24 protein-coding genes, 3 tRNA genes and 1 pseudogene are annotated in these 26966 nt (G+C 48.5%); 26 read left to right on the top strand and 2 right to left on the bottom strand.

The features are described from left to right. The 10 genes from OCV62_RS08235 to OCV62_RS08190 all read left to right on the top strand — a co-directional run. A partial coding sequence (locus OCV62_RS08235) for a hypothetical protein (protein ID WP_262585935.1) occupies window positions 1-193 on the top strand: 193 nt, incomplete at its 5' end. A 104-nt stretch (window positions 194-297) separates the two neighbouring features. Then, complete coding sequence (locus tag OCV62_RS08230; protein WP_262585933.1) at window positions 298-1059, top strand: ABC transporter ATP-binding protein; 762 nt, start codon at window positions 298-300, stop codon at window positions 1057-1059. Next, the gene (locus tag OCV62_RS08225; protein WP_262585931.1) at window positions 1056-2774 is read left to right on the top strand and encodes a COG1361 S-layer family protein; all 1719 of its coding nucleotides are present in this window, start codon (window positions 1056-1058) and stop codon (window positions 2772-2774) included. The genes OCV62_RS08230 and OCV62_RS08225 overlap by 4 nt, the downstream gene beginning before the upstream one ends. Window positions 2775-2877: 103 nt before the next feature. Next, window positions 2878-4302, top strand: a complete 1425-nt coding sequence (locus tag OCV62_RS08220; RefSeq protein ID WP_021914569.1) for an ABC transporter permease — start codon at window positions 2878-2880, stop codon at window positions 4300-4302. A gap of 323 nt (window positions 4303-4625) precedes the next feature. Next, window positions 4626-4877 carry a hypothetical protein gene (locus tag OCV62_RS08215; protein WP_021914570.1) on the top strand — a complete coding sequence of 84 codons (252 nt, stop codon included), beginning with the start codon at window positions 4626-4628 and terminating at the stop codon, window positions 4875-4877. Window positions 4878-5001: 124 nt separating this feature from the next. After that, window positions 5002-6342, top strand: coding sequence for a glycoside hydrolase family 3 protein (locus tag OCV62_RS08210; RefSeq protein ID WP_262585929.1), 1341 nt, complete (start codon window positions 5002-5004; stop codon window positions 6340-6342). A 129-nt stretch (window positions 6343-6471) separates the two neighbouring features. Beyond that, on the top strand, window positions 6472-7068 hold the full coding sequence (gene thrH, locus OCV62_RS08205) for a bifunctional phosphoserine phosphatase/homoserine phosphotransferase ThrH (RefSeq protein WP_021914572.1): 597 nt from the start codon (window positions 6472-6474) through the stop codon (window positions 7066-7068). 153 nt (window positions 7069-7221) lie between these two features. Then, window positions 7222-8343, top strand: coding sequence for a DnaJ C-terminal domain-containing protein (locus OCV62_RS08200; protein ID WP_262585927.1), 1122 nt, complete (start codon window positions 7222-7224; stop codon window positions 8341-8343). Between the two features lie 158 nt (window positions 8344-8501). Continuing rightward, a complete protein-coding gene (locus OCV62_RS08195; RefSeq protein WP_262585925.1) occupies window positions 8502-9599 on the top strand; it encodes a DUF2974 domain-containing protein in 1098 nt (365 codons plus the stop codon). Next, window positions 9596-10870: a DNA polymerase Y family protein gene (locus tag OCV62_RS08190; protein ID WP_262585923.1), complete on the top strand. Its 1275-nt coding sequence runs from the start codon at window positions 9596-9598 to the stop codon at window positions 10868-10870. Before OCV62_RS08195 ends, OCV62_RS08190 begins: the two co-directional genes overlap by 4 nt. 120 nt (window positions 10871-10990) lie before the next feature. On the opposite strand, the gene OCV62_RS08185 is transcribed toward OCV62_RS08190, so the two are convergent. Beyond that, a tRNA-Leu gene (locus OCV62_RS08185) sits at window positions 10991-11074 on the bottom strand. Window positions 11075-11235: 161 nt separating this feature from the next. Next, window positions 11236-11319, bottom strand: a tRNA-Leu gene (locus tag OCV62_RS08180). Between the two features lie 272 nt (window positions 11320-11591). On the opposite strand from OCV62_RS08180, the gene OCV62_RS08175 reads away from it, so the two are divergent. From OCV62_RS08175 to OCV62_RS08100, 16 genes and pseudogenes are all read left to right on the top strand, one after another. Next, window positions 11592-12146: an SGNH/GDSL hydrolase family protein gene (locus OCV62_RS08175; RefSeq protein ID WP_262585921.1), complete on the top strand. Its 555-nt coding sequence runs from the start codon at window positions 11592-11594 to the stop codon at window positions 12144-12146. 63 nt (window positions 12147-12209) lie between these two features. Next, a tRNA-Leu gene (locus tag OCV62_RS08170) sits at window positions 12210-12293 on the top strand. 219 nt (window positions 12294-12512) lie between these two features. Continuing rightward, window positions 12513-13505: a glycoside hydrolase family 76 protein gene (locus OCV62_RS08165; RefSeq protein WP_021914581.1), complete on the top strand. Its 993-nt coding sequence runs from the start codon at window positions 12513-12515 to the stop codon at window positions 13503-13505. 72 nt (window positions 13506-13577) lie between these two features. Further along, window positions 13578-16043: a glycoside hydrolase family 38 N-terminal domain-containing protein gene (locus tag OCV62_RS08160; RefSeq protein ID WP_262585920.1), complete on the top strand. Its 2466-nt coding sequence runs from the start codon at window positions 13578-13580 to the stop codon at window positions 16041-16043. 87 nt (window positions 16044-16130) lie between these two features. After that, window positions 16131-16991, top strand: a complete 861-nt coding sequence (locus OCV62_RS08155) for a helix-turn-helix domain-containing protein (protein ID WP_262585918.1) — start codon at window positions 16131-16133, stop codon at window positions 16989-16991. Window positions 16992-17185: 194 nt separating this feature from the next. Continuing rightward, complete coding sequence (gene nrdR, locus OCV62_RS08150; RefSeq protein WP_021914584.1) at window positions 17186-17647, top strand: transcriptional regulator NrdR; 462 nt, start codon at window positions 17186-17188, stop codon at window positions 17645-17647. A 194-nt stretch (window positions 17648-17841) separates the two neighbouring features. Beyond that, entirely contained in the window at window positions 17842-19365 is a 1524-nt protein-coding gene (locus tag OCV62_RS08145) for an ABC transporter substrate-binding protein (RefSeq protein WP_262585916.1), read from the top strand. A 6-nt stretch (window positions 19366-19371) separates the two neighbouring features. After that, window positions 19372-20313 carry an ABC transporter permease gene (locus tag OCV62_RS08140; RefSeq protein WP_262585915.1) on the top strand — a complete coding sequence of 314 codons (942 nt, stop codon included), beginning with the start codon at window positions 19372-19374 and terminating at the stop codon, window positions 20311-20313. 10 nt (window positions 20314-20323) lie between these two features. Beyond that, on the top strand, window positions 20324-21127 hold the full coding sequence (locus OCV62_RS08135) for an ABC transporter permease (protein ID WP_021914587.1): 804 nt from the start codon (window positions 20324-20326) through the stop codon (window positions 21125-21127). Window positions 21128-21131: 4 nt separating this feature from the next. Then, the gene (locus OCV62_RS08130) at window positions 21132-21959 is read left to right on the top strand and encodes an ATP-binding cassette domain-containing protein (protein ID WP_021914588.1); all 828 of its coding nucleotides are present in this window, start codon (window positions 21132-21134) and stop codon (window positions 21957-21959) included. Continuing rightward, window positions 21952-22707: an ABC transporter ATP-binding protein gene (locus OCV62_RS08125; protein WP_262585911.1), complete on the top strand. Its 756-nt coding sequence runs from the start codon at window positions 21952-21954 to the stop codon at window positions 22705-22707. The genes OCV62_RS08130 and OCV62_RS08125 overlap by 8 nt, the downstream gene beginning before the upstream one ends. 6 nt (window positions 22708-22713) lie before the next feature. Further along, complete coding sequence (locus tag OCV62_RS08120; protein ID WP_262585908.1) at window positions 22714-23229, top strand: YqeG family HAD IIIA-type phosphatase; 516 nt, start codon at window positions 22714-22716, stop codon at window positions 23227-23229. A gap of 15 nt (window positions 23230-23244) precedes the next feature. After that, window positions 23245-24141: a shikimate dehydrogenase gene (gene aroE, locus OCV62_RS08115; protein WP_117963017.1), complete on the top strand. Its 897-nt coding sequence runs from the start codon at window positions 23245-23247 to the stop codon at window positions 24139-24141. Then, a pseudogene (locus OCV62_RS18450) lies at window positions 24138-24635 on the top strand (shikimate kinase); the annotation flags it as partial. The gene aroE and the pseudogene OCV62_RS18450, both read left to right, overlap by 4 nt. A gap of 408 nt (window positions 24636-25043) precedes the next feature. Beyond that, on the top strand, window positions 25044-25484 hold the full coding sequence (aroQ, locus tag OCV62_RS18445; RefSeq protein WP_262586072.1) for a type II 3-dehydroquinate dehydratase: 441 nt from the start codon (window positions 25044-25046) through the stop codon (window positions 25482-25484). A gap of 14 nt (window positions 25485-25498) precedes the next feature. Continuing rightward, window positions 25499-26365, top strand: a complete 867-nt coding sequence (locus tag OCV62_RS08100; protein WP_021914593.1) for a YitT family protein — start codon at window positions 25499-25501, stop codon at window positions 26363-26365. Window positions 26366-26966 lie beyond the last annotated feature (601 nt).

Below are 26966 nucleotides of genomic sequence, written 5' to 3'. Positions count from 1 at the left end.
AAAAAAGCTTAAAATAATCTTAAAGATTTCCGACATAAAATATGATATGCTATTACCAATGAGCAGTACCGGAAAAAAGAGAAGAGGCAACCGGCTGCTTGCAGACGAGTTGCCTCTTCTCTTTTTTCCGACAGGGCGAATGCCCTGCAGCGAGGAAACGCGAAGCGTTTTCGAGGTGGTACTGCGGGATTGAGGAGACGCGAAGCGTTTTCGAGGGGGTACTGCGGGAATGAGAAAACGCGAAGCGTTTTCGAGGCGGTACTGCGGGATAGCAGCGGAAACGAAAGGAATCAGAAAATGGCAGATAACAAAATACCGGTCATTTGTGTCAAGGATCTGTATAAAATCTACCGCGTGGGCGAATCGAAAGTGCGCGCCCTAAACGGCGTGGATTTCACGATTTATAAAGGAGAATTCTGCGCCATCGTCGGGACGTCCGGATCGGGCAAATCGACGCTGTTAAATATGCTCGCCGGGTTGGAGAAGCCGACAAAAGGCGAAATTGTCATCGCGGGGGAACATATTGAGAACAAGACAGAAAACCAGCTGGTTCGTTTCAGACGGGAGCATATCGGGTTTATTTTTCAGTCTTTTAACCTGCTTTCGACGATGACAGCGCTGGAAAACGTGGCACTGCCATTGACATTTCAGGGTGTGGATAAGGCAAAGCGGTTAAAAAAAGCGTCGGCGCTTCTGGATCTGGTAAAGCTCGGCAAATACAAAAATCACCGGCCGACTCAGATGTCTGGCGGACAACAGCAGAGAGTCGGCGTGGCGAGGGCACTCGTGGTTGATCCGGAGATCATTTTTGCAGACGAACCGACCGGAAACCTTGACTCCAATACGTCCAAAGAAGTGATGGAGCTGATGCAGCAGGTGGTACACGAAAAACAGCAGACGCTCGTGATGGTTACGCATGACAACCATCTGGCGAGTTTTGCAGACCGTATTTTCCATATTATTGACGGCAAAATTGTCCGGATTGACGATATGACAGGAAAGAGCAAAGAAGAACGGGAAAAGGAAGAAAAGAAACGGGAGGAAGAGGCGAGCATATGAAAAGCTGGTGCAAAAAATTACTGACAGCAGGACTGATTTTCATGACGGCGGTAGCAGCTGTCAAAACTCCGATGCCGGTTTATGCGGATGAGGTAAGCGGAAACTCGGTACAGTACATCACGGATGATGATAGATGGAGAGCGTCCGTGGAGTTGAAAAACTACAAGGAAAGTCTGATTAAACGGGAAAATCCGGAGCAGTACATCATCGATGATCTGGACGATATCATGTACAGTGGGCAATATTACATCGCAAATTCGGAATACATGACACCCGATGCGATGTGGAGCTATGTGGAAAAAGTGAAAGCGGAGATGGACACTGCGATCGGTAAAAGCGGAAGTGTGACAACGACGACGGAATTTCTGACGGTTGCGGACAACTGGACGACGCCGAGCGTTTCCTATGGACAGAGTGTGGAAATCGTGCTGCCGCTCATCAACCTCGGTGAAGAATGGCTGACAGACCTTCTGGTAGAGCCGGAGGTTTCCAACGACATCCAGAAATGGCCATTTAAGCCCGACAGCACCGGATATACGAAGAACTTTAACGAGATTCCGGGCTGTGCCACAAAGCTGTATGACGAAGCGGTGTTCAACAGAAGAGAGCTGACCTGGACGTTTACCGCCAGAGAGGACGTCCTGACCGGTTATTATCCGCTGACCTTTAAGGTATGGTACAGCAAAAACAAAATCCGCTGCGAGAAACCGGCAGAGATTACGGTATATGTATATTGCCAGGGCAAACCCGGCAGCGGACGGATCGGATCTTCTGATCTTGCGACGATTTCCCAGCCCAGAATTATTGTGACGGGCTTTGAAACTGATCCGGCACAAGTGTATGCGGGCAGCATTTTTACCCTGACGATTCATGTCAAAAATACTTCCCAGGATACTGCAGTCAGCAACGTGCTGTTCGATCTGGAAGCCGTGGAGGGTGGAACTGAAACGAGCAGCGGACAGGTGACAAACAGCTACGCGTCGTTCCTCCCGACGTCCGGATCCAGCTCGATCTATGTGGATCGGATGCCGGCGGGCAGCAGCCAGGATCTGAAAATTGAAATGCAGGCGAAGGCGGATCTTTCTCAGAAGCCTTATGTAGTAACGGTCAAGATGAAATATGATACGGATTTGAAGGCGGATCTGACGGACGAAGCGAAGGTTTCCGTACCGGTCAAGCAGGAAGCAAAGTACGACACGAGCACTCCCGAAATCAATCCGACCTCGATTATGGTTGGGGAACAGTCCAATGTCATGTTCCAGATTTATAATACCGGTAAGACGACGCTGTATAACGTTCAGGTAAAGTTTGAGGCGGACAGCGTTGAGGGCGGCGATACGTTTATCGGAAACCTGGCGCCCGGTGCCACCGGAAATGTCGATGCGATGGTAAACGGCATTGCTGCGACGACAGACGATGGATCGGTAAAAGCGGTGCTGACCTATGAAGACGATGCGGGCAACCAGACACGTCAGGAGATTGATATGCAGCTGTATGTTTCGGAACCGATGATTGATGACGGCTCCGATATGATGATTCCGGAGGAAGAGCCGCAGAAGACCTCAAACATCGGCATGATTGTCGGGATTATCGCAGCAGTTGCTGCAGGAATTGTTGTTGTAGTCGTTGTCGTGAAGCTTCGGAAAAAGAAAAAGGCGGCAAAGCTTCTGCAGGAGGACTTGCTCGATTTAAATCAGAAGGATGATCAACAATAGAATGCACCCTCTGCGAGCGCTCTATTGTCATGAATAAAGAAAAACAAAGAGCCAGACGAAATGTTTGGCTCGCGTTTTCTTAGCTGTCAAAACGGAGACGAATATGAGAATACTTGATTTGCTGCGGATGAGCTCTGCAAATCTGTGGAAAAGAAAAGTGAGGACGCTTCTGACAATTCTTGGCGTTGTGATCGGTACGGCATCTATTGTCGTCATGGTTTCGCTGGGACTTGGCTTAAACAAGGCGACAATGGAAGATATTGAACAGTACGGCGGTCTTACGACGATCGAAGTGCGGGAGGGCAGGGGAGATAGCAGCTCCTATACCACGTACTCCATCGGCGGAGGCGGGTCTGTGACATTTTCTTCGGATTCCGGAAGTTCGTCCTCAAAGGATAAGGTGATGCGTCTGGACGATGCAGCGGTAAGTCTGCTTGAAAGTCTGGACCATGTCGAAAATGTATACCCGGTGCTGCAGCTTAATATTGTGGCAAAGTATGGGCAGTATGTGGATGACTATATGACCATTCAGGGAATGACGCCGGAAGGCCTGCAGGCGTTAAATATAGAAATCGGAGACGGTAAGCTGCCGTTGGATGACAAGGAGCTGCAGTTTTTTTACGGAAATCGGGTTGCGGCAGATTTTTATAATCCGAGAACCTATGAATATCCCTATTATGATAAGGGAGTATTTGCAGTCGATTTTATGAAAGACAGCGTCTTTTTCATCTTTGATCAGGATGCCTATTATGCGAGCCAGAATAGCGGAAGCTCAGGCAGGGACGGAGATTCGACGACGACTCCTCCAAAGAAATACCTGATCCCGACGGCGGGGGTGGAAAAACAAAGCGAAGACGGCAGATACAGTGCAAACGGCTACAATGTGTATTGCAATCTGGATGCGCTCACGGCGACGCTGAAACGGGTTTTTCGAAACAAGGCGATTCCGGGACAGCCTACGACATCCAACGGAAAACCGTATAAGGATCTGTTTTACTCTGTATTAAAGGTCAATGTGGACGATATCGACAATATGATCGCTGTGCAGGAGCAGATTCAGGCACTTGGCTATGAAGCGAGCAGTAATATTGAATGGATTGAATCCACACAGAAGCAGTATGCCAATATTCAGGCAATGCTGGGTGGAATCGGTGCGATTTCTCTTCTGGTTGCAGCGATCGGCATTACCAATACGATGATGATGTCCATCTATGAACGGACAAAGGAAATTGGTGTGATGAAGGTGCTGGGCTGCGATATGCGAAATATTCAGGCAATGTTTCTGATGGAGGCTGCAGATATCGGTCTGGTGGGTGGCATCGTTGGCCTGGGGATCAGCTATCTGATTTCCATGATCATCAACAAGGTCGTGGCGGCGAGTGGAAATATGTCGAGCCTGTCCTATATTCCGCTTTGGCTTGCCGGGGCGTCCGTGATCTTTGCAGTAGTAATCGGCATGGCGGCAGGATATTTTCCGTCAAAGCGAGCGATGAAGCTGAGCCCGCTGGCTGCAATCCGAAACGAATAATCAGACAATTCTGATAAAACGACTTAAAAAGACAGATAAAGCAGAGATTATCTGGAAATAAAAAGAAAAAATTAACAAAATTAAAAAAAACGTCAGATAAATAATTGACAGAACGGTTTTCGATGGATATAATGAAGTTACAAACAAGGAAAACAAAGAACAAAAATAAAAAGAAAGGAGGACAATCCACCGGAAACCGTATAACATTCACTCTTTTCAGACAGAAGATGTAAGAAACTGGCAGAAGCTTTTCAGTAGTCAAATGCTTTCCATTCTAATTCGGAAATAGAAAGCCTGTCGGATCGGATATCGAAAACATCAGAATGGATGAAAGAGCACAGGAAAAACTGCATAAGGAGTCTTTAAAGGGAATTATAGATTCCATTACTTTAAAGAAACGCGAAGCAAATGGTTTGCATCAAGTACACAATCCGATTTTGAATGCGGAAAAGATGTTGTTTGACGACAGGGAAACACGATGGAACGGAAAAGTCGTTGAGGGATGTCAACAGAAGAAACTGTACGCAGGTACAAAATCCGAAGAGTTGGAACGATACAGAGAAACGGAGGTTTAGACCATTGGATAGCGAATTTTAGAAGCGGGTATTGATCAAAAAGATGATTGATACCCGCTTCCGTTTGTGTTAGTCTAAAAGGGAATCCTGCAGACAAACGAGCTTGGAAGGAACAGTATCAGAGATGTCAGAAAAAAAGACGAACAGAGAAAACAGAAGAAGGCGCAGACGCAGAAATCAGCTGATTTCTTATTGTGTCATGGCGGTGGTTTTGATTGCAGTTGGGATAGGTTGCTTTTTGGGCATCCGCGCAGCTGGCAGTGCGGTAAAACAGCATCAGGCTGCGCAGGAGGAATCCAGACAGGAACTTTTGGAAGCGTCCCGGGTAGAAGAATCCGCGCAGGCGCAGGCGGCAGTCGCGGCCCTGTTTGAGACGGAATCTACGGAAGAAACGGAGAGCACTTACACAAAAGAGGACGCTTTAAACGATATGGTAGAGGATACACTCGCAGGGATGACGCTGGAGCAGAAGGTAGCGGGACTTTTTTTTGTGACGCCGGAGCAGCTGACGGGAGTTTCACAGGTTGTGGCAGCGGGCGATGCGACCAGAGAAAGCCTGGAAAAATATCCGGTAGGCGGCCTGATTTATTTTGCACAGAATATCCAGTCGGAAAACCAGTTAAAAGAAATGCTTTCCAATACAACATCCTACAGCCTGTTTCCGCTGTTTTTCGGCGTAGATGAAGAGGGCGGAAAGGTTGCGCGCGTTGCGGACGCCTTAAAACTGGATAAGACCCTACCGATGGGGGAAATCGGTGCGGCAGGAGATACGCAGGCGGCATACGATGCATATCAAAATATCGGAGGTTATCTTTCTTCTTATGGTTTTAATGTGGATTTTGCACCGGTTGCAGATGTGTTGACGAATGTAGACAATACGGTGATCGGAAACCGTGCCTTTTCATCGGATGCAGGTGTGGCGGCACAGATGGTTTCCCGTGCGGTGACAGGGCTGCAGGAGACCGGCGTGAGTGCCTGTCTGAAGCATTTTCCGGGACACGGGGACACAGCAGGGGATTCTCATAGCGGCGCGGCGCAGACGGATCGGACGAAAGAGGAGATGGAAGCAGAGGAATTTTTACCGTTTCAGTCTGGCATAGAAGCAGGTGTAGATATGATTATGGTAGGGCATATCACAGCACCGAACCTGACGGATGGAGATTCGCTTCCTGCGAGTATTTCCGAAAAAATCATTACGGGAGTGCTGCGCAACGAATTGGGGTATCAGGGGATTATTATTACCGATGCAATGAATATGGGGGCGATTACCGAATATTATAAATCGGACGTTGCCGCGATTATGGCATTGAAAGCCGGTGCGGACATGGTTTTGATGCCGGAGAATTTTGAAGAGGCATATCAGGGCGTTTTGGATGCCGTTGTAGATGGAACGGTGAGCGAGGAGCGGATCGACGATTCCCTGCGGAGAATTTACCGCGTAAAATTAAAAAGCCGTGTGTTATAATGAGCGCAAGAGAGCGGGAACAGGCGAAGCCTGCTCATCGCGAACGGCGAAATTATTGAGTGAGCTATGCTCACGATATAATCGCAGAGAGAATAAAAATGCTGCAAATGCGCAGAATGGAGGAAAAAGATGAAACTGATTTGCTTGGATCTGGAAGGAGTTCTGGTACCGGAAATCTGGGTCGCTTTTGCGGAGGCGAGCAAAATTCCGGAGCTGAAAAAAACGACGAGGGACGAACCAGATTATGATAAGCTGATGCGTTGGCGCCTTTCTGTTTTAAAAGAGCATGGGCTCGGACTGAAAGAAATACAGGAGACGATTGCCTCTATCGACCCTCTTCCGGGGGCAAAGGAGTTTCTGGATGAACTGCGCAGCTTTGCGCAGGTGATTATTATCAGCGATACCTTTACGGAATTCGCACAGCCTCTGATGAAAAAGCTCGGCTGGCCGACAATTTTTTGCAATTCCCTCGTGGTAGCAGAGGACGGCGAGATCACGGATTATAAGATGCGGGTGGAAAATTCTAAACTGACAACCGTGCGGGCATTGCAGTCGATTGGCTTTGAAACGGTCGCAAGTGGAGACAGCTATAACGATCTTGGCATGATTTTAGCGGGAAAGAGCGGATTTTTATTCCGCACGACAGAGCAGATCAAAGCAGATTATCCGCAGATTCCGGCACTGGAAACCTATGAAGAGCTGCTAAACGCGTTGAAAGAAGCGTGAAATTTTTGTGAACTGTCTGGCTTCCATTGACACTATTTTGAAACAGTGTTATAGTACATGTAGAACAAAGATGATGACCGGATCGACAACCGGTAAGAGACATCCCCGGAAGTGATCCGGGGATGTTTGCGCTCTTGCAGAATGGAGGCAACAATGGCAGCAAAGAGAGATTATTACGAAGTGCTCGGCGTTTCCAAAAGCGCCGATGCCGATGCGATTAAAAAAGCATATAGAAAACTTGCAAAAAAATATCATCCGGATGTGAATAAGGATGATCCGACGGCGCAGCAGCGCTTTCAGGAGATTACAGAGGCGTATGGTGTATTGAGCGATCCGAAACAGAAAGCGCTGTATGATAAGTATGGTCACGCGGCGTTTGACGGAAGTGGGGCAGGTGGCGCCGGTGCGGGCCCACAGGGCAGCTATGGACAAAATGGTGGATTCCATTCGTTCCACTTTGAGGGTGGAAATATGGATGACCTGTTTGGAGATTTGTTCGGCGGCATGTTTCACGGTAAATCCGGACAGAAGCAGTCCGGCAAGAGCTATCGGACGCATTTTGGAAGTGGATTCGGCGGAGCTGATGGTTACAGCCAGGGCTTCGGCGGCACGGCAGGCAGCGGCTATACCGGCGGCTTTGGCAGCTCGACCGGCAATGGCTACACTGGCGGTTTTGACGGCTTCGATTTTGGCGGCGGCAGCTACGGCGGCTTTGGCTCCTCTCAAAGAGGCGAGGATCTGCGCGCTGAGATCAGCGTCAGCTTTGACGAAGCGGCATTTGGCTGCGAAAAGAAGATCAGTTTGCAGGGACAGGATGGCAAGATATCTACCGTTCAGGTTAAAATCCCGGCGGGTATTGAATCCGGCAAGACGATCCGTTTGCGCGGAAAAGGTATGCCCGGAAGCAACTCGGCAGGTGACGGCGACTTGCTTTTGAAGGTAGATGTTCAGGAAAAACCTGGATTTGAACGAAAAGGCGCTGACCTGTATACAACGGTCAAAATCCCGTTTACGACGGCGGTGCTCGGCGGCGAAGCAGAGGTTGCGACGCTGACCGGCAAGGTTGTGTGCAGGATTAAACCCGGTACGCAGTCCGGCAGCAGGATTCGTTTAAAAGGCAAGGGCATCGTTTCGATGAAAGACGCATCCGTACACGGAGATCAGTATGTGACGGTTCAGATCGATGTGCCGAAGAATCTGTCCGCCGCTGCAAAGCAGAAATTAAGGGAATTTGAAGAAGCGTGCAAGGGCGGCAGCAGCCGCGGCGCAGCATAAAACAGCTTGATCGTCTGTACTGTAAGTGGATGCGGCATGCAAAAAAGTGCACCGCCGCATGTGCACAGAAGTGCAGCGCTGGTGTGTAACATAATCAATAGAATGCACGCTCTGCGAGCATTCTATTGTCATGAATAGAAAAATCTGAGAGGAAGCGTATGGGAAATGTCATAGATTATTTGGTTCAGTATGGCGATCAGGCCTTTGCGGAACGGGCGTTTTGCGATGTGGATGTCCTGATTTTGGCACAGTTGTCCTATTTTGATTTCGGGAGTGCTGTGCCGACGATTGCGCAGCACAAAAAGAGTGTGACGCTGGAAGAAATCGACCGGACGGCTGATCTTTCTGCAGTGTTTGCAGATAAGTGGTACGGGGAAAACAACCGAAAGCTCTGGAATGCACTGCTTGCTGGAAGACGGTTTCGCACGATGCGTTGCAATTATTATCGGGAGCGGATGGAGGAAGAGCAGGAAGCGCAGTTCGGAGCGGTCACTTTTTTCCCGGAAGGTTGTGAGCCGGTGGTGGCATTTCGTGGAACGGATGATTCGGTTGTCGGCTGGAAAGAGGATTTTCGACTGGCATTTCGAAAACCGCTGGCATCCCAGGAAATGAGCAGTGTGTACTTAAATCAGGTCGGCTGCAAGCTTCCGGGAGCGTTTATGGTATGTGGACATTCCAAAGGCGGAAACCTGGCTGCCTATGCGGCGACCTGGGCGGAAACCGGTGTGCAGCGCAGGATTACGGACATTTATAGCCTGGACGGTCCGGGATTCTTGCCGGAAGTGTTTGAAGGGGATTCCTATGAGCAGATCAGAAGCCGTGTGCACCGGATTTTGCCGTATTCCTCTTTGGTGGGGATGCTTTTACAAAATTATGAACAGTATGAGGTTGTAGAAAGCTCCGGGATCGGCATTTTGCAGCATGATGCGTTTACCTGGCAGATTGAGGACGGAAAATTTGTCAAGGCAGTGGATATCGAGGCAAAACAGAAGCGGATGAACGAAGCACTGAACCAGTGGATTTTTACGCTTCCAGAGGAAGAACGTCAGCTGTTTGTCGAAACGCTGTTTCAGGTAATAGACCAGACCGGCGTGACGACGCTGACAGAATTTTCAGAACACTGGAAGGAAAATCTCAAAAGCTGTTTAAAAAGTCTGAAAAGTCTCGATCCGGAAACCCGGAAACGAATCCGCAGAATTATTAAAATCCTGTTGGAGATTTACGGAAATACCTTGCGGGGAGAAAAAGAAAAATGAGATCGGAAAAGCTGATCTTCCACATCGACGTCAACAGCGCCTTTTTGAGTTGGAGTGCGCTGGAGAGGCTGCGCGGTCAGCCGGGCAGTCTCGATTTAAGGACAGTGCCATCGGCAGTTGGTGGCGATGAAGAATCCAGGCATGGCGTTGTGCTTGCAAAAAGTACGCCTGCCAAAAAATATGGAATTACAACAGGAGAGCCTCTGGCAGCCGCACGTCGGAAATGTCCGGGGCTAATTGTCGTAAAGCCGGACTTCGCAGTTTATGTGGAACAGTCGAACCGTCTGCGCACGTTATTGCGGCGCTATACGGATGCGGTGATTCCGTACAGCATCGATGAAGCGTGGGCAGAATTTGAGAATTTTGGCAGAATGTACGGTGAACCGGAGGCGTTTGCCAATAAGCTGCGCTGTGAAATCAAAGAAACGCTCGGATTTACGGTCAATATCGGGATTTCGACGAACCGTCTGCTCGCTAAAATGGCTGGGGATTTCAAAAAGCCGGATCTGGTGCACACCCTGTTTCCTGAGGAAGTTCCTGGAAAATTGTGGAACCTTCCAGTGGAGCATCTTTTGTTTGCCGGAAAATCGACCTGTAAACGGTTGAAAGGTCTGGGAATTTATACGATTGGGGATCTGGCGCAGGCGGATTCCGGGATGCTTTTTGCGCATATGAAAAAGCATGGGCTTGCGCTGCAGGAGTATGCCAGAGGGCATGAAAGCGCCGGAATGTTCGATATGGATGCGGAAAATAAAGGATGCGGAAACAGCGTCACGACGCCGGAGGATGTGACAGACCCTGCCTATGCGCGTCAGATTTTGCTCTCTTTATGCGAAACAGTCGGAATCCGGCTGCGTGCAGAGCACAAAAAGGCGGGCGGCGTGTCGGTCGGAATGCGCACGGCAGGATTTGAAAACAGCAGCAGGCAGATGCAGCTGGAATCTTCGACGGATGTGACGGAGGAAATTTACCGGGCAGCATGGACGCTTCTGATGCGGATGTGGGACGGGAAAAAGCCACTGCGTCTTTTAAACGTGACGGCAACGCGGCTGACGGAGTTCGAATATCGTCAGTACAGCCTGTTTGATTCGGTAGATTACGAAAAGCTGGAAAAAGCGAATCAGGCGATCGACCAGATCCGCTCGAAGTTCGGAGAGAACGCCGTGATGCGCGCAAGCTTTTTAAAGAGCAGCGTATCTCCTACGAGCGGTGGACTGAATAAGGAAAAACGGCGGGAAAGCATAGAACGGGAAGCTGATGAGGAGACGTGAGGGACGTCTCCTATTTATTCATGACAATAGAATGCTCGCAGAGCGTGCATTCTATTGTTTCATAAGAAATTGCGTCCTATGAAACAAAAAAGACACATCACATTGTGATGTGTCTTACCGTGCAGGAAAAGAGACTTGAACTCTCATGATATTGCTATCATACGGACCTGAACCGTACGCGTCTGCCAATTCCGCCATTCCTGCATTTATTGACTGTGGCTTTTGAAAACCACGCGCTGTCAACAAAAAATATGTTATCACAGAGAATCGAAGAGTGCAAGCTTTTTTTGAAAAAAATGACAAATTTTTTGCTATTCCTATTTACTGGAACAAAAAAGCACACCACAATGTGATGTGCTTTACCGTGCAGGAAAAGAGACTTGAACTCTCATGATATTGCTATCATACGGACCTGAACCGTACGCGTCTGCCAATTCCGCCATTCCTGCATTGTCTGCTTGCCGCTGACAAGATAAAATACTAGCACAGTATAAAACAAAATGCAAGTCTTTTTTGTAAAAAAATAGCTTTAAGGAATAAAAATGTTACTGTTCCCATGCGCCATTCGCAATACAATAGAATGCGCGTTCCACGAATATTCTATTGTCGCGAATCGCATCGTGGATGCTTTCCGCTGTGGAGGCTTCGAACCTTGTGTTTTGATTTGGACTGTGCTACAATCGAAAAGAAGGAGGCGGCAGAATCTGCCGGAAGGAAAGCGATGGGAAAAAAACTGAGATTGTTATTTATTGGAAACAGTCATACTTATTATAATGATATGCCTTTGATGGCGGCAAAAAAAGCGAGGGCGGCAGGCTATGACTGCGAAGTTACGATGATCGCCCATGGCGGCTGGTTCCTGGCACAGCATGTTGCAGAGCCGGATGTGCGGTTTGATATTCTGTTCGGCAATTATGATTATGTTATTTTGCAGGAGCATGCGCATCCGTTTGGACCGGAGGAGAAGTTTTTCGAGGCGGCGCGGAAATTGAACGCTTGGATTCGGGAAGCAAACAGTACGCCTGTCATTTACATGACCTGGGCGATGAAGGAAGAGGAAGCGGTGCAGCCTCGTATGACGAAAGCGCATCGGGAAATTGCAGAAGAAATTGATGCACTGCTGGCACCGGTTGGGGAAGAATGGTGGCAGTACAAAAAGAATCACCCGGAAATTGAAATGTATGCGGAGGACGGCGCACATGCCTCACCGGCGGGCTCAGATCTGGCGGCATCCTGCATCTGGGAAACCATTCGGGCAGATCTTGAAAAAAAATAAAATTTGTTGTTGACTTTCCGACGGCATAATGCTATTATACTTCTTGCAGCGGTTAACCGCTATGCGGAAGTGTCGGAATTGGCAGACGAGCAAGACTAAGGATCTTGTGATAGCAATATCGTGTGGGTTCAAGTCCCATCTTCCGCAGGAAATAAAAAAAGCCTTGAGTTTTCAAGGCTTTTTTTATTTCATAGAAATTTGTTTGAAATAGGGCATCAAGATATCTGCGCAGCAGTGCTGACGAAAAAGAATATCAGCTTTTCACCTTTACAAACCGGTTTAAAAAGCATACATTAGAAATGATATCTGTCGACGAAAAAGTAGTTGTCGGACTGGAATGAAACATACAGCGGAGGATGAGACAAAATGGATACAAACAGCAGAATGCAGATTGCAGATAAGGCGATGAAGAGCTTTATTGCAAGATATTTCCGGGATGATGAGGATGGAACCGGCATGATTACCGGCGAATTTTACTGGCCGAGGGCGGAGATCATGGAAGTTGTCATGGATGCCTGGGATAAGACCAAAGATCCTTATTATCAGGAACTGATGGGTAAAATGTACCGCGGATTTGTCAAAGAGTTTGGAGAAGACTGGTCGAACAATCCGTTTAATGATGATATCATGTGGATGACGATTGCCTGTGCAAGAGCCTATCAGGCATTTCACGAAGAGATTTATCTGCAGCAGGCAGAGAAGCATTTCAATCTGGTTTTTGACCGCGCATGGAGCGACGATCTGGGCGGAGGCCTGTTCTGGAGAATCGAAAATACGACGAAAAACGCCTGCATCAACGGTCCTGCAGCAATTGCAGCGAGCCTGTTATATCAGATTACTCAAAATCAGAGTTATTTGGATCGTGCGATTGCGATTTATGACTGGGAAGTGAAGAAGCTCTTTGGCGAAGATGGCGCGGTGTATGATTGTTATAACCTGGAAAAGGGCTTGAATGCGTGGTGTTCGACCTATAACCAGGGAACCTTTATCGGAGCGAGTGTATTTTTACATCAGCTTACCGGTGAAGAGAAATATGTAAAAAATGCGGTTCTGGCAGCGGATTATACAATGGAATACCTGTATAAAAACGGCATCATGAACAACGAAGCGGATGGAGACGACATGCCAGGATTTAAGGGGATTCTGGCAAGATGGCTCAGCAAGCTCGTTTATGAAGAGAACCAGACCAAATATTTTGCATGGATGGAGAAAAATGCGGACAGCGCATGGCTGCACCGTAACACGCAGAACCTGATGTGGACGGCATGGGAGTTCCCGACCAATGAGTTCCCGCGCTGCGCATGGGGCTGCAGCGCGGCGGTAGCACAGCAGTTTGCGTGTCTGCCGTACAAAAAATAAACAATAGAATGAACGCTCTGCGAACATTCTATTGTCATGAACAATAGAGAACGCACAAAAAGGGGAAATCATATGAAACGGGTACACTTAATTTGTAACGCACACCTCGACCCTGTATGGCTCTGGCGCTGGCAGGAAGGCTGCACGGAAGCGCTTTCCACATTCCGCACGGCAGAAGCCTTTACGGAGGAATTTCCGGACTTTGTGTTCAACCACAACGAAGCGATTTTATACGAATGGGTAAAGGAAAATGAGCCGGAGCTGTTTGCTCGCATTCAGCAGAAGGTCAAAGAGGGCAAATGGCATATCATGGGCGGCTGGTATTTGCAGCCCGACTGCAACATGCCAAACGGCGAATCCATTATCCGAAACATTTCGGAAGGACACCGGTTCTTCGAAGAAGAATTCGGCGTGCGCCCGACAACGGCGATTAACTTTGACTCCTTTGGTCATTCTGTAGGTCTGGTTCAGATCTTAAATCAGGCTGGCTATGATACTTATGTGGTATGCCGTCCGGCAAAGGCGCAGTTCCCGTTTGAGGAACAGGATTATCTGTGGAAAGGTCTTGCCGGTTCGGAGGTTCTGGTGCATCGTTCCGATGAAAACTATAACTCCGTTTACGGGCATGTCGGAAAAGAACTGGAACAGTTCCTCGAAGATACGAAGGACGAACCGGTATCCTTATATCTCTGGGGCGTCGGCGACCACGGCGGCGGACCCTCCAGAGTAGATTTGACCGATGTGACAAAGCTGATCAAAGAGCGTGCGGACGAACTGGAGATTATCCACTCCAATCCGGAAGCTTACTTTAAAGAGAGAAAAGCGGCCAAAACCTCCTATCCGGTTGTGGAAAAGAGCCTGAATCCGGTTGCAGAGGGATGCTATACGTCTCAGGTTCGGGTAAAACAGAAGCACCGCCTGCTGGAAAATGAGATTTTAGTCGGCGAAAAGATGGCGACGCAGGCAGAGCTGTTATACGGCACGAAATATCCGAAGGAAGAGATTCACGAAGCAGTTCGTGCATTGTTGTTCTCAGAGTTTCATGATGCGCTGCCTGGCTCCGGTACACAGCAGGTAGAAGAAGATACGCTGCGCCTGCTGGATCACGGTCTGGAGCTGATGTCCCGCGTCAACTGCAGAAGTGCGATTGCGCTGACTGCAGGTGAGGCACCGATCAAAGAAGGAAGCTCCTGCGCATTTTTATACAACCCGCATCCGTATCCGATTACCGGACAGTTCGCGTTTGAAGTCGGACTGCCCAAACAGAACTGGGATCCCTGCTTCTATCATCCGAGAGCATCTGTAAACGGCGAAGAAGTGCCGACCCAGTCGGAGATGGAATGCAGTCATTTCTGCATCGACTGGCGTAAGAGAGTTGTCGTGGAAGCAACCTTAAAACCATGTGCGATGAATTGGGTGGATGTCTGGTTTGATGCGATCGAAAAGCGTCCGACCTTTGAACGGATTTCCAGAAAAGAAAACTTTGTCTTTGACAACGGCAAAATGCGTATAGAGATCAACCCCAGAACTGGTCTGGTGGATTCCTGGAAGGTCGGGGATACCGAATACTTAAAGCCTGGCAGCTTTTGCCCGGTAGCGATCGACGGTACTTATAATTCCTGGGGACTCTGGAAAAATGAGCCCGGAGCGCGCAGAGCGTTTACACTGCTGACAGATCACGAGGGAAGCGAATTCTCCGGATTATACGAGCAGATCGATCCCTCTGTGCGCGTGATCGAGGACGGTAAGGTGCGTACGGTTGTGGAAGCGCTGTTTGGCTGGCATAACAGCAAGCTGTATCAGCGTTATATTCTGCCGAAGAACGATACGCATATGGATGTGGAAATCGGCGTATACTGGAACGAAAACGATACTGTTTTGAAATGGATGATTCCGTCTGCAATGGAGCAGGGAACCTATTACGGACAGGTAATGTTCGGCAGGGAAGCTCTGGCACAGGAAGGCCAGGAAGTTGTCGCACAGCGCTGGAATGCGTGGACGGACGGAGAAAAGACGTTTACGGCAGTCAACGGCGGCAGCTACGGAAGCAGCATCGAAGACGGCGTGATCGGACTGACGCTGCTGCACTCTGCGGGCTATTCTGCAGCGGATTTCGATGAGAAAAAGACGCTGCATGAGGTTCGTCACACCGTTCGGATGGAACAGGGAGAACGTAAGTTTGCATTCCGCTTTGAAGCAGGAAAGGCAGATCTTTTGGACAATGTGGACCGCACTGCACAGGCTTACAATGAAGAGCCTTATGTGCTCGCCCTCAATGCATCCGGAGCCGGAGAAAAGAAAGCACCCGCAATTTTGGTCGATCAGGCAAATGTTCTGGTCTCTGCATGGAAAAAGGCAGAAAACGGGGAAGGATATACGCTTCGTCTTTATGAGAGCACCGGTAAAGATACCACAGCAGTTGTAGAACTGCCGTTTGCAGGTGTTGCCTGCCCGGTATCTTTAAAAGGATTCGAGATCAAAACGCTTCATTATGACGAACAGACAAAACAGCTGGCAGAAGCAGATCTGTTGGACTGATTTCCAACACTGGAATGCACGCCCTTCGGGCATTCCAGTGTTAGGAAGAACAGAATCGCCCGCATGCAGACATTCCGCCGTATAGAAGTGACAAAGGAACGACAGGAAGACATGACAGAAAAAATTTGCAGCTTTTGGAATTATGAAAAAAAAGACCGGCCATTTAACGTCCTGTTAGCAGGAGTATCCTATTGTGATGGGACATATCGGATCGAGAGAAAGCCGGAAAATCTGTATTCATTTGAATATATTTACAGCGGAAAAGGGATGCTGGTGATCGACGGACAACGCCTGGAGCCGCGGGCGGGGGATGTCTATTTTTTAAAAAGAGGCATCCCACACTGCTATTGGTCGGATGAGGAGGAACCGTGGACGAAGATCTGGATCTGCTTTAACGGACTGATGGCGGAAGCAATGTTTTCTGCTTATCTGGACCGAACCGTATACCTGATGCACAACTGCGATATCTCCGGGCAGATGGAAGCACTCCTGCAGCGCCTGGAGCAGTTCGATGGGGATTACGATAAAATGGCGGACGAGACGGCAGTCGCAGTGCTGGAGATCCTCCAGAAGCTTCATAACCAGGGCAGCAGCCATACCCGCACGCTTCCGGAGCAGATTAAGGAATGGATCGATCTGCATGTGGAGGAAAATGTCAAGTTAGAGCAGCTGTGTGAAAGTCTGCATTATTCCAGAAACCATTTGATCAACCAGTTCCGGAACCGCTATCAGATCACGCCGTATCAGTATCTGCGAGAACAGAAAATCGAAGCGGCAAAGCGCTATCTGCTCTATTCCGGCATGTCGATTCAGGAAATCGCAGAGCGGCTGTCCTATACGGATGAAAATTATTTTCACAGCTGCTTTAAAGAGGCGACCGGACTGACCCCGGGCAATTTCCGAAAATTCGGTTCGGTCTATCCGACGGAGTACGGACAGAAGCAATAATGTGGCGCAGGCAGAGTCTTTTCAAAAAAGGCAGGCGCCAAAAAGCTTGCAAAATCAGGGAATGATTGACAGCTCGGGCTGTTTTCATTATAATTTACTCATAGTAGAAAGTGCTGAAACTACAGCAGTTTCTGCATGAGGAATGAATGAAAACGGCCCGGATTTTTTCTGTTCGGGCAGACAGGAGCAGAAAGATGAAATGCCCTTTTTGCGGTCGGGACAATACGAGAGTAATTGATTCCCGTCCATCCGATGATAATAACGCGATTCGCCGCCGCCGGGTATGCGATGTGTGCGGCAAACGTTTTACGACCTATGAAAAGGTAGAGACGATCCCTCTGATTGTCATCAAAAAAGATAACAACCGGGAGCCCTACGACCGTTCCAAGATCGAAGCCGGCGTGCTGCGTGCCTGCCATAAGCGTCCGGTCAGCGCCAACGAGATCACAGGGCTGATCGACGAAGTGGAGACAGATATTTTTTCCAGGGAAGAAAAGGAGATCCCAAGCAGCGTGATCGGGGAGCTGGTCATGAACAAACTGAAAGATCTGGATGCGGTCGCCTATGTGCGGTTTGCTTCTGTTTACCGCGAATTTAAAGACGTAAATACCTTTTTTGACGAACTGCGCAAGGCCGTTGAAAAAAAGAAAAAATAAATCTTGCAATTTGATTCACTCCTGTATACAATAAGTGAGGCGTTGGGAAAGACGACGCTCTGTTTTTCGCCGCACGGGAATTCGCTTCCCGATGAAAAACGCGTTGGTGTATCCCGACACAGCTTTTTGGTGCGGACAGCTGCCGCAACCGGAAAGTACAACTGAATAAAGATCAAATCAAAAAGGAGAAACACATGAAGACAAAAGCAGGAAAAAAAGTTCTTTTGACTTTGGTGTGCGCAGCACTGACTATTGCACTGGGCGCGTGCTCGGGCGATAAGGCGGGAAAGGAATCTTCTCAGATTACCATTGGAATTCCTCAGGATGTGGACAGTCTTGACCCCCACAAAGCAGTGGCGGCGGGAACCAAAGAGGTATTGTTCAATGTATTCGAAGGTCTTGTAAAGCCTGACAGCGAAGGAAACTTAAACGACGCTGTAGCAGAGAGCCATACCATTTCGGAAGATGGAAAAGTGTATACCTTCACGCTTCGCGATGGGGTAAAATTTCATGACGGCACAACTGTTACGGCGGAAGATGTAAAATATTCCATTGACAGATGTGCCGATACCAGTAACGGTGACCCGTTGGTATCGGCTTTTTTGGCGATTGACAGCGTGAATATCATTGATGAGAAAACCGTTGAGATCGTATTAAAAGAAGGAAATACCGACTTCCTCCCTTACCTGACCGCAGCGATCATACCGGCAGCCAACGAGGATCCTGAGAGCAATCCGATCGGAACCGGCCCGTACAAATATGTATCCCGTTCCCCTCAGGAAAATGTGATCTTAGAGAAATTCGATGAATACTGGGGTACACCGGCAAACATCGATACCGTAAAGCTTCAGGTAATCGCGAATGCGGACACGATTGTGACCAGCTTAAACGGCGGTTCAGTTGATATGTTTGCGAGAATTTCCCAGGCACAGGCAGATCAGCTGTCCGATGATTTCGATGTGCTGGAAGGTACGATGAACCTTGTGCAGGCGATGTATTTAAACAATGCAAAGGAGCCCTTTAACGATGTACGGGTTCGCCAGGCACTTTGCTATGCGGTAGATCCGCAGGGCATTATGGACATGATTTCCGATGGAAAGGGATCGCAGATCGGCAGCAGCATGTTCCCGTCGTTCGGCAAATATTATATGGAAGAGTTAAATGATCTGTATACGACCAATATCGAAAAGGCAAAGGAGCTGTTGACAGAGGCTGGCTATCCCGACGGATTTTCCTTTACGCTGACCGTTCCTTCCAACTATCAGCAGCATATCGATACCGCGCAGGTAATTGCAGAACAGTTAAAGGAGATCGGTGTAACTGCCAACATCCAGCTGATCGAATGGGAGAGCTGGCTGTCTGATGTTTATTCCGACCGTAATTATGAAGCGACCGTAGTTGGCGTAGACGCATCCAGTCTGACTGCAGCAGCGCTGCTGTCCAGATTCGAAAGCACTGCTTCCAATAATTTCATTAACTTTAATGATCCTGCCTATGACGAAGCATACAAAGCGGCAGCAGCAAGCGCAGACGATGACGAAAAGACCGGATATTATAAGGAATGCGAAAAGATTCTGGCAGAGGATGCGGCAAATGTATACATTCAGGATCTGCCTTCCTTTGTAGCCCTGAACAAAAAATACGGCGGTTACGAGTTCTACCCGCTGTATGTACAGGATTTTGCAAAGCTGTATATCGTTGACGAACAGACGGAGTAAAAATTCATGAAGTATTTGGCAAAAAAACTGGCTGGTTTTGTGATGACTATGCTGGTGGTATCTTTCCTGGTATTTGCGGCGTTTGCCGTAATACCGGGAGATCCGGCCACAGCGATGCTGGGCACGCAGGCGACCCCTGAAAAACTGGCGGCGCTGCGGGAACAGATGGGATTAAATGAACCGCTCTTGGTGCGCTTTGGCAGCTGGGCGGTCAATTTTATACAGGGAGATTTCGGAACCTCCTACAAGTATCAGATGTCGGTGCGCAGCATGATCGCCGAAAAGATTCCGGTCACGCTGACACTTACGGCGATGTCCTTTCTGATTATGGTGGCAGTTTCGATTCCGGTCGGTCTGTTCTGCGCGCATCACGCGGGTGGAAAGGTAGATCGTATCGTCCTGATCGTCAATCAGGTGATCATGGCGATTCCACCGTTCTTTTCGGGCATCCTGATCACGCTTCTGTTTGGTCTTGTGCTGCATTTGTTTACACCGGGCGGGTATGTGTCCTATACGACGAGTGTCACAGGCTTTCTGGGATACCTGATCTTTCCGTCGGTCGCGATTGCGCTGCCGAAAGCGGCGATGGCGATCAAGCTGCTGCGCACATCCGTACTGTCTGAGATGAAGCTGGATTATGTCCGCACGGCATACAGCAGGGGAAATAATACCAAAGGAGTGCTGTACCAGCATGTGCTGCGCAACGCGATCATTCCGGTTATTACGTTTCTGGGCATGGCGCTTGCGGATATGGTCGCGGGAAGTATTGTTATCGAACGGGTGTTCAATATCCCCGGACTGGGCAGGATTTTGCTGACTTCAATTTCCAACCGGGACTATCCTGTAGTACAGGCGATCATTGTATTTATCGCATTTATCGTTATTTTTACAAATTTCCTGGTGGATCTTCTGTATCAGAAGATGGACCCCAGAATTACATTGGATTGATTAGGCGATTATGAAAAAGAAAATGAACAAAAATCTGACAGTTGGACTCTGGCTTACCGGAATCATGCTGACGCTGATTCTGGTAGGTTTTTTCTGGACACCCTATAATCCGGAGACGATGGATAACGCAGCAAAGCTATCCGGCGTCTCTTTTTCGCATCTGATGGGCTGCGACAATTTCGGACGGGACATTTTCAGCAGAGTATTAAAAGGCGGCGGCACGACGTTTTGCGTGGCGCTTGGCACAGTAGCGATCGGCACGGTATTTGGTGTTATCATCGGGGCGTTTACCGGATATTTCGGTGGAATTTTGGATGAAGTTTTGATGCGCATCAACGATGTGCTGTTTGCATTTCCAAGCATCCTGCTGGCGCTTGTGTTCGTAACCCTTCTTGGCGGCGGCACATGGAACGTGATTATTGCGCTGGGCATTGCATTTATCCCGAGCTTTGCGAGAATTGTCCGCGGCGAGTTTATCCGCTGTAAAAATATGGATTATGTCAGAAGCGCGAAGCTGGCGGGAGCGGGCAATCTGCGAATTATGTTTGTCCATATCCTGCCCAATACCGTACCGGTGCTTTTGTCTGCAATCATGATCGGCTTTAACAATGCCGTGCTGGCGGAAGCAGGGATGAGCTATCTGGGCATCGGCGTGCAGCCGCCGCAGTCCAGTCTTGGAAGAATGCTGTCGGAAGCACAGACCTATCTGTTTTCTGCCCCGGGCTTTGCGTTGTTTCCGGGAATTTTTCTGATTATGCTGGTGCTGGGATTTTCTCTGCTCGGAGAAGGATTAAAGGATCGGGAAAAGGAGTAAGGCGATGCTTGACGTTAAGGATTTGAATATCGAATTTCATGATCACCTGGTGCCCGAAACGGTTGTGCATCAGGTCAGCTTCCATATGGACGCAGGGGAGATCGTCGGACTGGTAGGGGAATCCGGTTCCGGAAAATCCATGACCGCACTGGCGATCGCCGGACTTTTGTCCCGCCATGATATGAAAAAAACGGGAGAAATTTTATTCGAGGGAACCGATCTGCTGCACTGCGAACGAAGCTTTTTAAGAGAACTTCAGGGAAACGATATTTCCGTCGTTTTTCAGGAGCCGATGACATCGTTAAACCCGGTTTACCGCATTGGCTGGCAGGTGGAAGAACCGCTTCGCATCCATCATCCGGAGCTGTCTGCGCAGGAGAGAAAGCAACGGGCGCTGACGCTGTTAAAACAGGTGGAATTGGAAGACCCGGAGCGGATTTATCAGTCGTACCCGCACCAGATTTCCGGTGGACAGAGACAGCGCGTCATGATCGCGGCTGCGATGATCTGTGAGCCGAAGCTTCTGATTGCGGATGAACCGACGACTGCGCTGGATGTAACGGTTCAGGCGCAGATTGTGAAGCTGTTAAAGCGGATCAACCAGAAAAAAGGAACTGCCATTTTGTTTATTTCCCATGATTTGAGCCTGGTGCGCAGACTCTGCAGCCGCGTGATCGTCATGAAAGACGGCAGAATTGTGGAACAGGGAGCGATGGAGGATATTTTTGAGAACCCGCAGCAGGAATATACGCAGAAGCTGATTGCAGCAATTCCTCGCTGTGTCAAAAAGAATTCCGGACGTAGCGCAAAAACGGAGGAAGCACATGGCTGACGTGATTTTAAAGGCAGAGCATCTGAAAATCGGCTTTTTTTCGGAACGGCACAGCCTGTTTGAAAAGAGAAAACGCAACGAAGTGTTAAAGGATCTGTCCTTTACGATGGAGAAAGGCGAGGTGCTGGGGCTTGTGGGTGAATCCGGCTGTGGAAAAAGCACGCTCGCGAAGGTAATTCTGGGGCTGTTAAAGCCGGACTCCGGGACGGTGATCGTGTCCGGCAATCGTCCGCAGATGGTGTTTCAGGATCCGTATGGCTCCCTGAATCCGGCGAAGAAAATCGGCTGGATTATGGAAGAGCCGCTTCGAATTCAGGGAAAGCTTCCTGGAAAAAAACGGAGGCAGAAGGTACTCGAAATGTTAAAAAAAGTCGGTCTGGATGAAAAAATTGCAGACCGTTACCCGAACCAGCTTTCCGGTGGGCAGAGACAGAGAGTCTGCATCGGGGAAGCGTTGATGACAAATCCCGGACTTTTGGTGGCGGATGAGGCGGTTTCTGCACTGGACGTGACGATTCAGGCACAGATTCTGGAGCTTTTGGAGCAGCTGAAGGAGGAAATGGGACTGTCGATTTTATTTATTTCCCACGATATGCGCGTTGTTTATCAGCTCTGCGACAGGGTTATGATTATGAAGGACGGCACAATTGTCGAAAGCGGTGATGTGGATACCGTTTATTTTTCCCCGCAGCACGAATACACAAAAGAGCTGCTGGAGGCGGCAGGAATCGGAGAGGATGAAGCATAAATGGGCATGTTGGAAATTTTTTATCCGGATGAAACGGCGGATACCTCCTATGGAATCGATTACGAGGCGCTGTACCGAAAAGGATACCGCGGACTGATTTATGACGTGGACAATACGCTGGTGCCGCATGGCGCGCCGGCGGACGACCGTGCAAAAGCGCTGTTTGAAAAGCTGCATACCATCGGCTTTTCGGCGGTGCTTTTGTCGAACAATAAGGAACCGCGCGTAAAAAGCTTCGCAGAGGATGTAAAGTATGCAGACTATATTTTCAAGGCGGATAAGCCGTCGGTAAAAGGCTATGAAGAGGCGATGCGCCGGATGGGGACGACAAAAGAAACGACTCTTTTTATCGGCGATCAGCTTTTTACGGACGTCTGGGGCGCAAAAAGAAGCGGAATCCGCAGTATTTTGGTCAAACCGATCCATCCCAAAGAGGAAATCCAGATCATTTTTAAAAGACAGCTGGAAAAAATTGTGCTACACTTTTATTATCGGCAGAAAAGCCGGAAAGAAATGCAGTAAAGGAACTGAAACAGGATGGACGAAAAGGATACAGTAGGAGCAGTAGAGATCGGAGGCAGGACGAGACTGTGCGGTCTGATCGGGAACCCGGTGGAGCATACGCTTTCCCCGATGATCCACAATACGCTGGCAGCGGCATGCGGCTGCGATATGGCATACCTGCCCTTTCTGGTGGAAAAGGAGGGGCTGGGTGCAGCGGTCAAAGGTGCGTATGCGTTAAACGTACTGGGCTTAAACGTCACAGTGCCGTACAAGATGGCGGTAATTCCTTATTTGGTGAGCGCAGATAAGCTGGCGGCAGATGTGGAATCTGTTAACACGCTCGTCCGCACAGAGGGCGGATATCGCGGCTACAACACGGATATGAGCGGCTTATACCGTGCGATGCAGGAGGATAAGGTTGAAATCAAAGACCGTGATGTCGTGATACTCGGCGCAGGCGGAGTTGGCAGGGCAATTGCGTTTTTGTGCGCACAGAAGGGCGCACAACGGGTCACTATTTTAAACCGCAGTGTCGATAAGGCGTGTAGTGTTGCAGAAGAAGTGAAGGAGAAAACCGGCTATCAGGCGATCCATGCCAGAACAATTGCAGAGGCTGGAAGACTCGATGGAAGAGACTATCTGGCGATTCAGGCGACCAGTGTGGGATTATTTCCGGACAGCGAAAAGGCGGCAGTGGAGGACAGCGCTTTTTATGAAAAGGTGGGCACCGGCTATGACCTGATTTATCGACCGGCGGAGACGAAATTTATGCGTCTGGTAAAAGAAAATGGCAAAGAGGCGTATAATGGCCTGAAGATGCTTTTGTATCAGGGTGTGGAAGCGTTTGAATTGTGGAATAACGTAGCAGTTTCCAAAGAGACAGCGGACAGAATTTATCAGAGAATGGAACAGGAATTAAGTGGAAAGTGAGGAAACAGGCAGTGGGAAATGTTGTATTGATCGGTTTTATGGGATGCGGAAAGAGCAGTGTGGCAGTAAAGCTTTCGTATCGGCTCAAGAGACAGATGACGGATACGGATCGTCTGATTGAAAAGAAACAGGGAAAATCGATTCGGGAAATTTTTGAACAGGACGGAGAAGAAGCGTTCCGGCAGATGGAGACACAGACGCTTCAGGAATTGAAGGAAACAGCGAAGAATCAGGTAATTTCCGTCGGCGGCGGAACTCCGGTACGGGAAGAAAACCGTACCCTGATGAAAGAGATCGGAAAGGTAGTCTATCTGCGTGCAAAAGCGGAAACCTTATATGAACGGCTCAAAAAAGATACCAACAGACCTCTGCTGCAGGGCGGCGACGAGGATTTAAAGACAAAGATCCAGGGACTTCTTGAAAAAAGAAGCAGCGCGTATGAAGAAGCTGCGGACTTGATTATTGATGTGGACGATAAGCCTTTTGGACAGGTGTTATATGAAATCGAGCGCGGGATTCGTCCGTCCTATCGGGACAATGCAAACACAGCGTCGGAGGAGGGCGGCTATAAAGGAAAATATTCCCAGAGGTATCCGCTTGGTCAGCGCTTTGGTTATGGTACAAGGACGCCCTACGGAAAACCTTCCTACGGAACATTTGGCTCTTACGGACAGTCTGCAGTCGGCAGCCGCTTTTTATCCGGCGGACGTTCTTCGTATGATGGACACACTGAAGGGGATTTACAGACACTGGCAAACACCTGTTCGACAGAAGAAAAGGCCCAGTCCTATGGATCTCAGCCCTATGGGCAGTCCTCTTATGGGCAGCAGGCAGAGGGCGGTCAGCTCTTTTACAGACAGCAGTTTTCCCGTGCGGCGGCAGAAAAAGAAAAGAAAAAGTCTCTGCGCAAGCTTTTGGTCATCAACGGTCCCAACTTAAACTTCCTTGGCATCCGCGAAAAAGGAATTTATGGCACGCAGGATTATAATGATCTGTTAAATATGATCGCACAGAAGGGACTGGACTGTCATGCTGCAATCAGCGTGTTCCAGAGCAATCACGAGGGTGCGATTATTGATAAAATCCAGGAAGCGTATTTTGATAAGACAGAGGGCATTATCATCAATCCCGGCGCTTATACGCACTACAGCTATGCCATCCGCGACGCACTGGCAAGTATTACCGTACCAAAGGTAGAAATCCATATTTCCAATATTATGGAACGAGAAGATTTCCGAAAAGTATCTGTGACAGCTCCTGTCTGCGATAAGCAGATTTACGGACATGGATTAAACGGATATCTGGAAGCAATAGATTTTGTACTGGAAAAACTTGACGAATAGGAATGAGTTGAAGTATGCAAAAAAGATGGAATTTTGCAGGAATGATAAAAGAAATAGGGATTCTGACCGCCGCAGTAGCAATTATTGCGGCGGCAGTCTATTTTTTTCTGGTGCCGAGCCATGCGTCGGTCAGCAGTATTTCCGGCCTTGGCATCGTAGTATCTAATTTTATACCGCTTCCGCTGTCCGCGATTACGATGATCCTGAATGTGGTTTTATTGGTGATTGGTTTTCTTACCTGTGGAAAGGAATTTGGGGCAAAGACAGTCTATACGAGCATTATGCTGCCGTTGTTTCTGGGGATGTTTGAACTTCTGTTTCCTGATTTTACTTCCCTGACTGACAGCCAGGAGCTGGATGTGCTTTGCTATATTCTGGTCGTCAGCATTGGATTAAGCATCCTGTTTAACCGAAATGCATCGTCCGGCGGACTGGATATTGTGGCGAAGATCATGAATAAGTATCTCCATATGGATCTGGGAAAGGCGATGTCCTTATCCGGCATGTGCGTAGCGCTTTCTGCGGCACTCGTATACGATAAAAAGACGGTGGTGCTGAGTATTCTGGGCACCTATTTTAACGGAATCATTTTGGATCATTTTATTTTTGACAACAATATCAAACGCCGTGTCTGCATTATTACGAAAAAAGAAGAACAGCTGCGCCGCTTTATCATAGAAGAGCTGCATAGTGGAGCAACGGTTTACGAGGCAATTGGCGCGTATAATCTGGAAAAGCATAATGAAATCATCACAATCGTGGATAAAAGCGAATACCAGAAGCTGATGAATTTTATCAATCGGGAGGATCCGAAGGCGTTCATCACGGTGTATACGGTGTCCGATATGCGTTATCAGCCGAAGGTGTGGGAGAAAAAGTAAAAAAGTAGGCAGAATGGAGGACGGTACAGTTCCACGCGCCATTCGCAATACAATAGAATGCACGCTCCGCGAACCTTCTATTGTCATGAACCACGCCTGCGGTGCTTCCCGCGGTGGCTGCGCCACCGTTGCTTTTGCTCATAGAGCTACGAAGGAACGGTAGGTTAAAAAAATGTTGACGTTTGCCGGCAGCTGTGATAAGATATCATTCGTCACTGAGATATGTGACATGGACTTCTAAAAAAGTTCAAAAAGTGCTTGACATCGACAAACAGTCCTGATATACTTTATGACTGTTGCGGCAATCGAAAGCAACACGGATTTCTGAAAAGAAATTCAAAAAATAAAAAATGCTTGACACGAGCTGAAAGTTCTGATAAACTAATGAGCTGTTGCTGCGAGTGATAAGCAACCGGGTTTTGAAAGAAACCTGAAAACAAAATGAAAAAAGTTCTTGACAAACAGAACTGCTTATGATAGACTCAATAAGCTGTCTGAACGACAGGAACGAAAGTTCTTCTGGAAATACTTCCAATAAGAAGAACAGCACCTTGACAAATAAACAGTAATGCAACCCTGAAAATTCCAAACAGAACAAAAA

It is taken from the genome of Gallintestinimicrobium propionicum (assembly GCF_025567525.1).
GTDB lineage: Bacteria > Bacillota > Clostridia > Lachnospirales > Lachnospiraceae > Gallintestinimicrobium > Gallintestinimicrobium propionicum.
The sequence above is the reverse complement of the archived record's forward strand: the minus strand, read 5'-3'. Positions and strand labels throughout refer to the sequence as shown.

Bases quoted from the DNA above. Each gene is read 5' to 3' on its own strand.
- OCV62_RS08200 (WP_262585927.1), top strand. From the start codon at position 7,222: ATGGCAGCAAAGAGAGATTATTACGAAGTGCTCGGCGTTTCCAAAAGC.
- nrdR (WP_021914584.1), top strand. From the start codon at position 17,186: ATGAAATGCCCTTTTTGCGGTCGGGACAATACGAGAGTAATTGATTCC.
- OCV62_RS08160 (WP_262585920.1), top strand. From the start codon at position 13,578: ATGAAACGGGTACACTTAATTTGTAACGCACACCTCGACCCTGTATGG.
- OCV62_RS08220 (WP_021914569.1), top strand. From the start codon at position 2,878: ATGAGAATACTTGATTTGCTGCGGATGAGCTCTGCAAATCTGTGGAAA.
- OCV62_RS08195 (WP_262585925.1), top strand. From the start codon at position 8,502: ATGGGAAATGTCATAGATTATTTGGTTCAGTATGGCGATCAGGCCTTT.
- OCV62_RS08140 (WP_262585915.1), top strand. From the start codon at position 19,372: ATGAAGTATTTGGCAAAAAAACTGGCTGGTTTTGTGATGACTATGCTG.
- OCV62_RS08165 (WP_021914581.1), top strand. From the start codon at position 12,513: ATGGATACAAACAGCAGAATGCAGATTGCAGATAAGGCGATGAAGAGC.
- OCV62_RS08190 (WP_262585923.1), top strand. From the start codon at position 9,596: ATGAGATCGGAAAAGCTGATCTTCCACATCGACGTCAACAGCGCCTTT.
- OCV62_RS08230 (WP_262585933.1), top strand. From the start codon at position 298: ATGGCAGATAACAAAATACCGGTCATTTGTGTCAAGGATCTGTATAAA.
- OCV62_RS08175 (WP_262585921.1), top strand. From the start codon at position 11,592: ATGGGAAAAAAACTGAGATTGTTATTTATTGGAAACAGTCATACTTAT.
- OCV62_RS08130 (WP_021914588.1), top strand. From the start codon at position 21,132: ATGCTTGACGTTAAGGATTTGAATATCGAATTTCATGATCACCTGGTG.
- OCV62_RS08210 (WP_262585929.1), top strand. From the start codon at position 5,002: ATGTCAGAAAAAAAGACGAACAGAGAAAACAGAAGAAGGCGCAGACGC.
- OCV62_RS08145 (WP_262585916.1), top strand. From the start codon at position 17,842: ATGAAGACAAAAGCAGGAAAAAAAGTTCTTTTGACTTTGGTGTGCGCA.
- OCV62_RS08225 (WP_262585931.1), top strand. From the start codon at position 1,056: ATGAAAAGCTGGTGCAAAAAATTACTGACAGCAGGACTGATTTTCATG.
- OCV62_RS08215 (WP_021914570.1), top strand. From the start codon at position 4,626: ATGGATGAAAGAGCACAGGAAAAACTGCATAAGGAGTCTTTAAAGGGA.
- thrH (WP_021914572.1), top strand. From the start codon at position 6,472: ATGAAACTGATTTGCTTGGATCTGGAAGGAGTTCTGGTACCGGAAATC.
- OCV62_RS08100 (WP_021914593.1), top strand. From the start codon at position 25,499: ATGCAAAAAAGATGGAATTTTGCAGGAATGATAAAAGAAATAGGGATT.
- aroE (WP_117963017.1), top strand. From the start codon at position 23,245: ATGGACGAAAAGGATACAGTAGGAGCAGTAGAGATCGGAGGCAGGACG.
- OCV62_RS08125 (WP_262585911.1), top strand. From the start codon at position 21,952: ATGGCTGACGTGATTTTAAAGGCAGAGCATCTGAAAATCGGCTTTTTT.
- OCV62_RS08120 (WP_262585908.1), top strand. From the start codon at position 22,714: ATGTTGGAAATTTTTTATCCGGATGAAACGGCGGATACCTCCTATGGA.
- OCV62_RS08135 (WP_021914587.1), top strand. From the start codon at position 20,324: ATGAAAAAGAAAATGAACAAAAATCTGACAGTTGGACTCTGGCTTACC.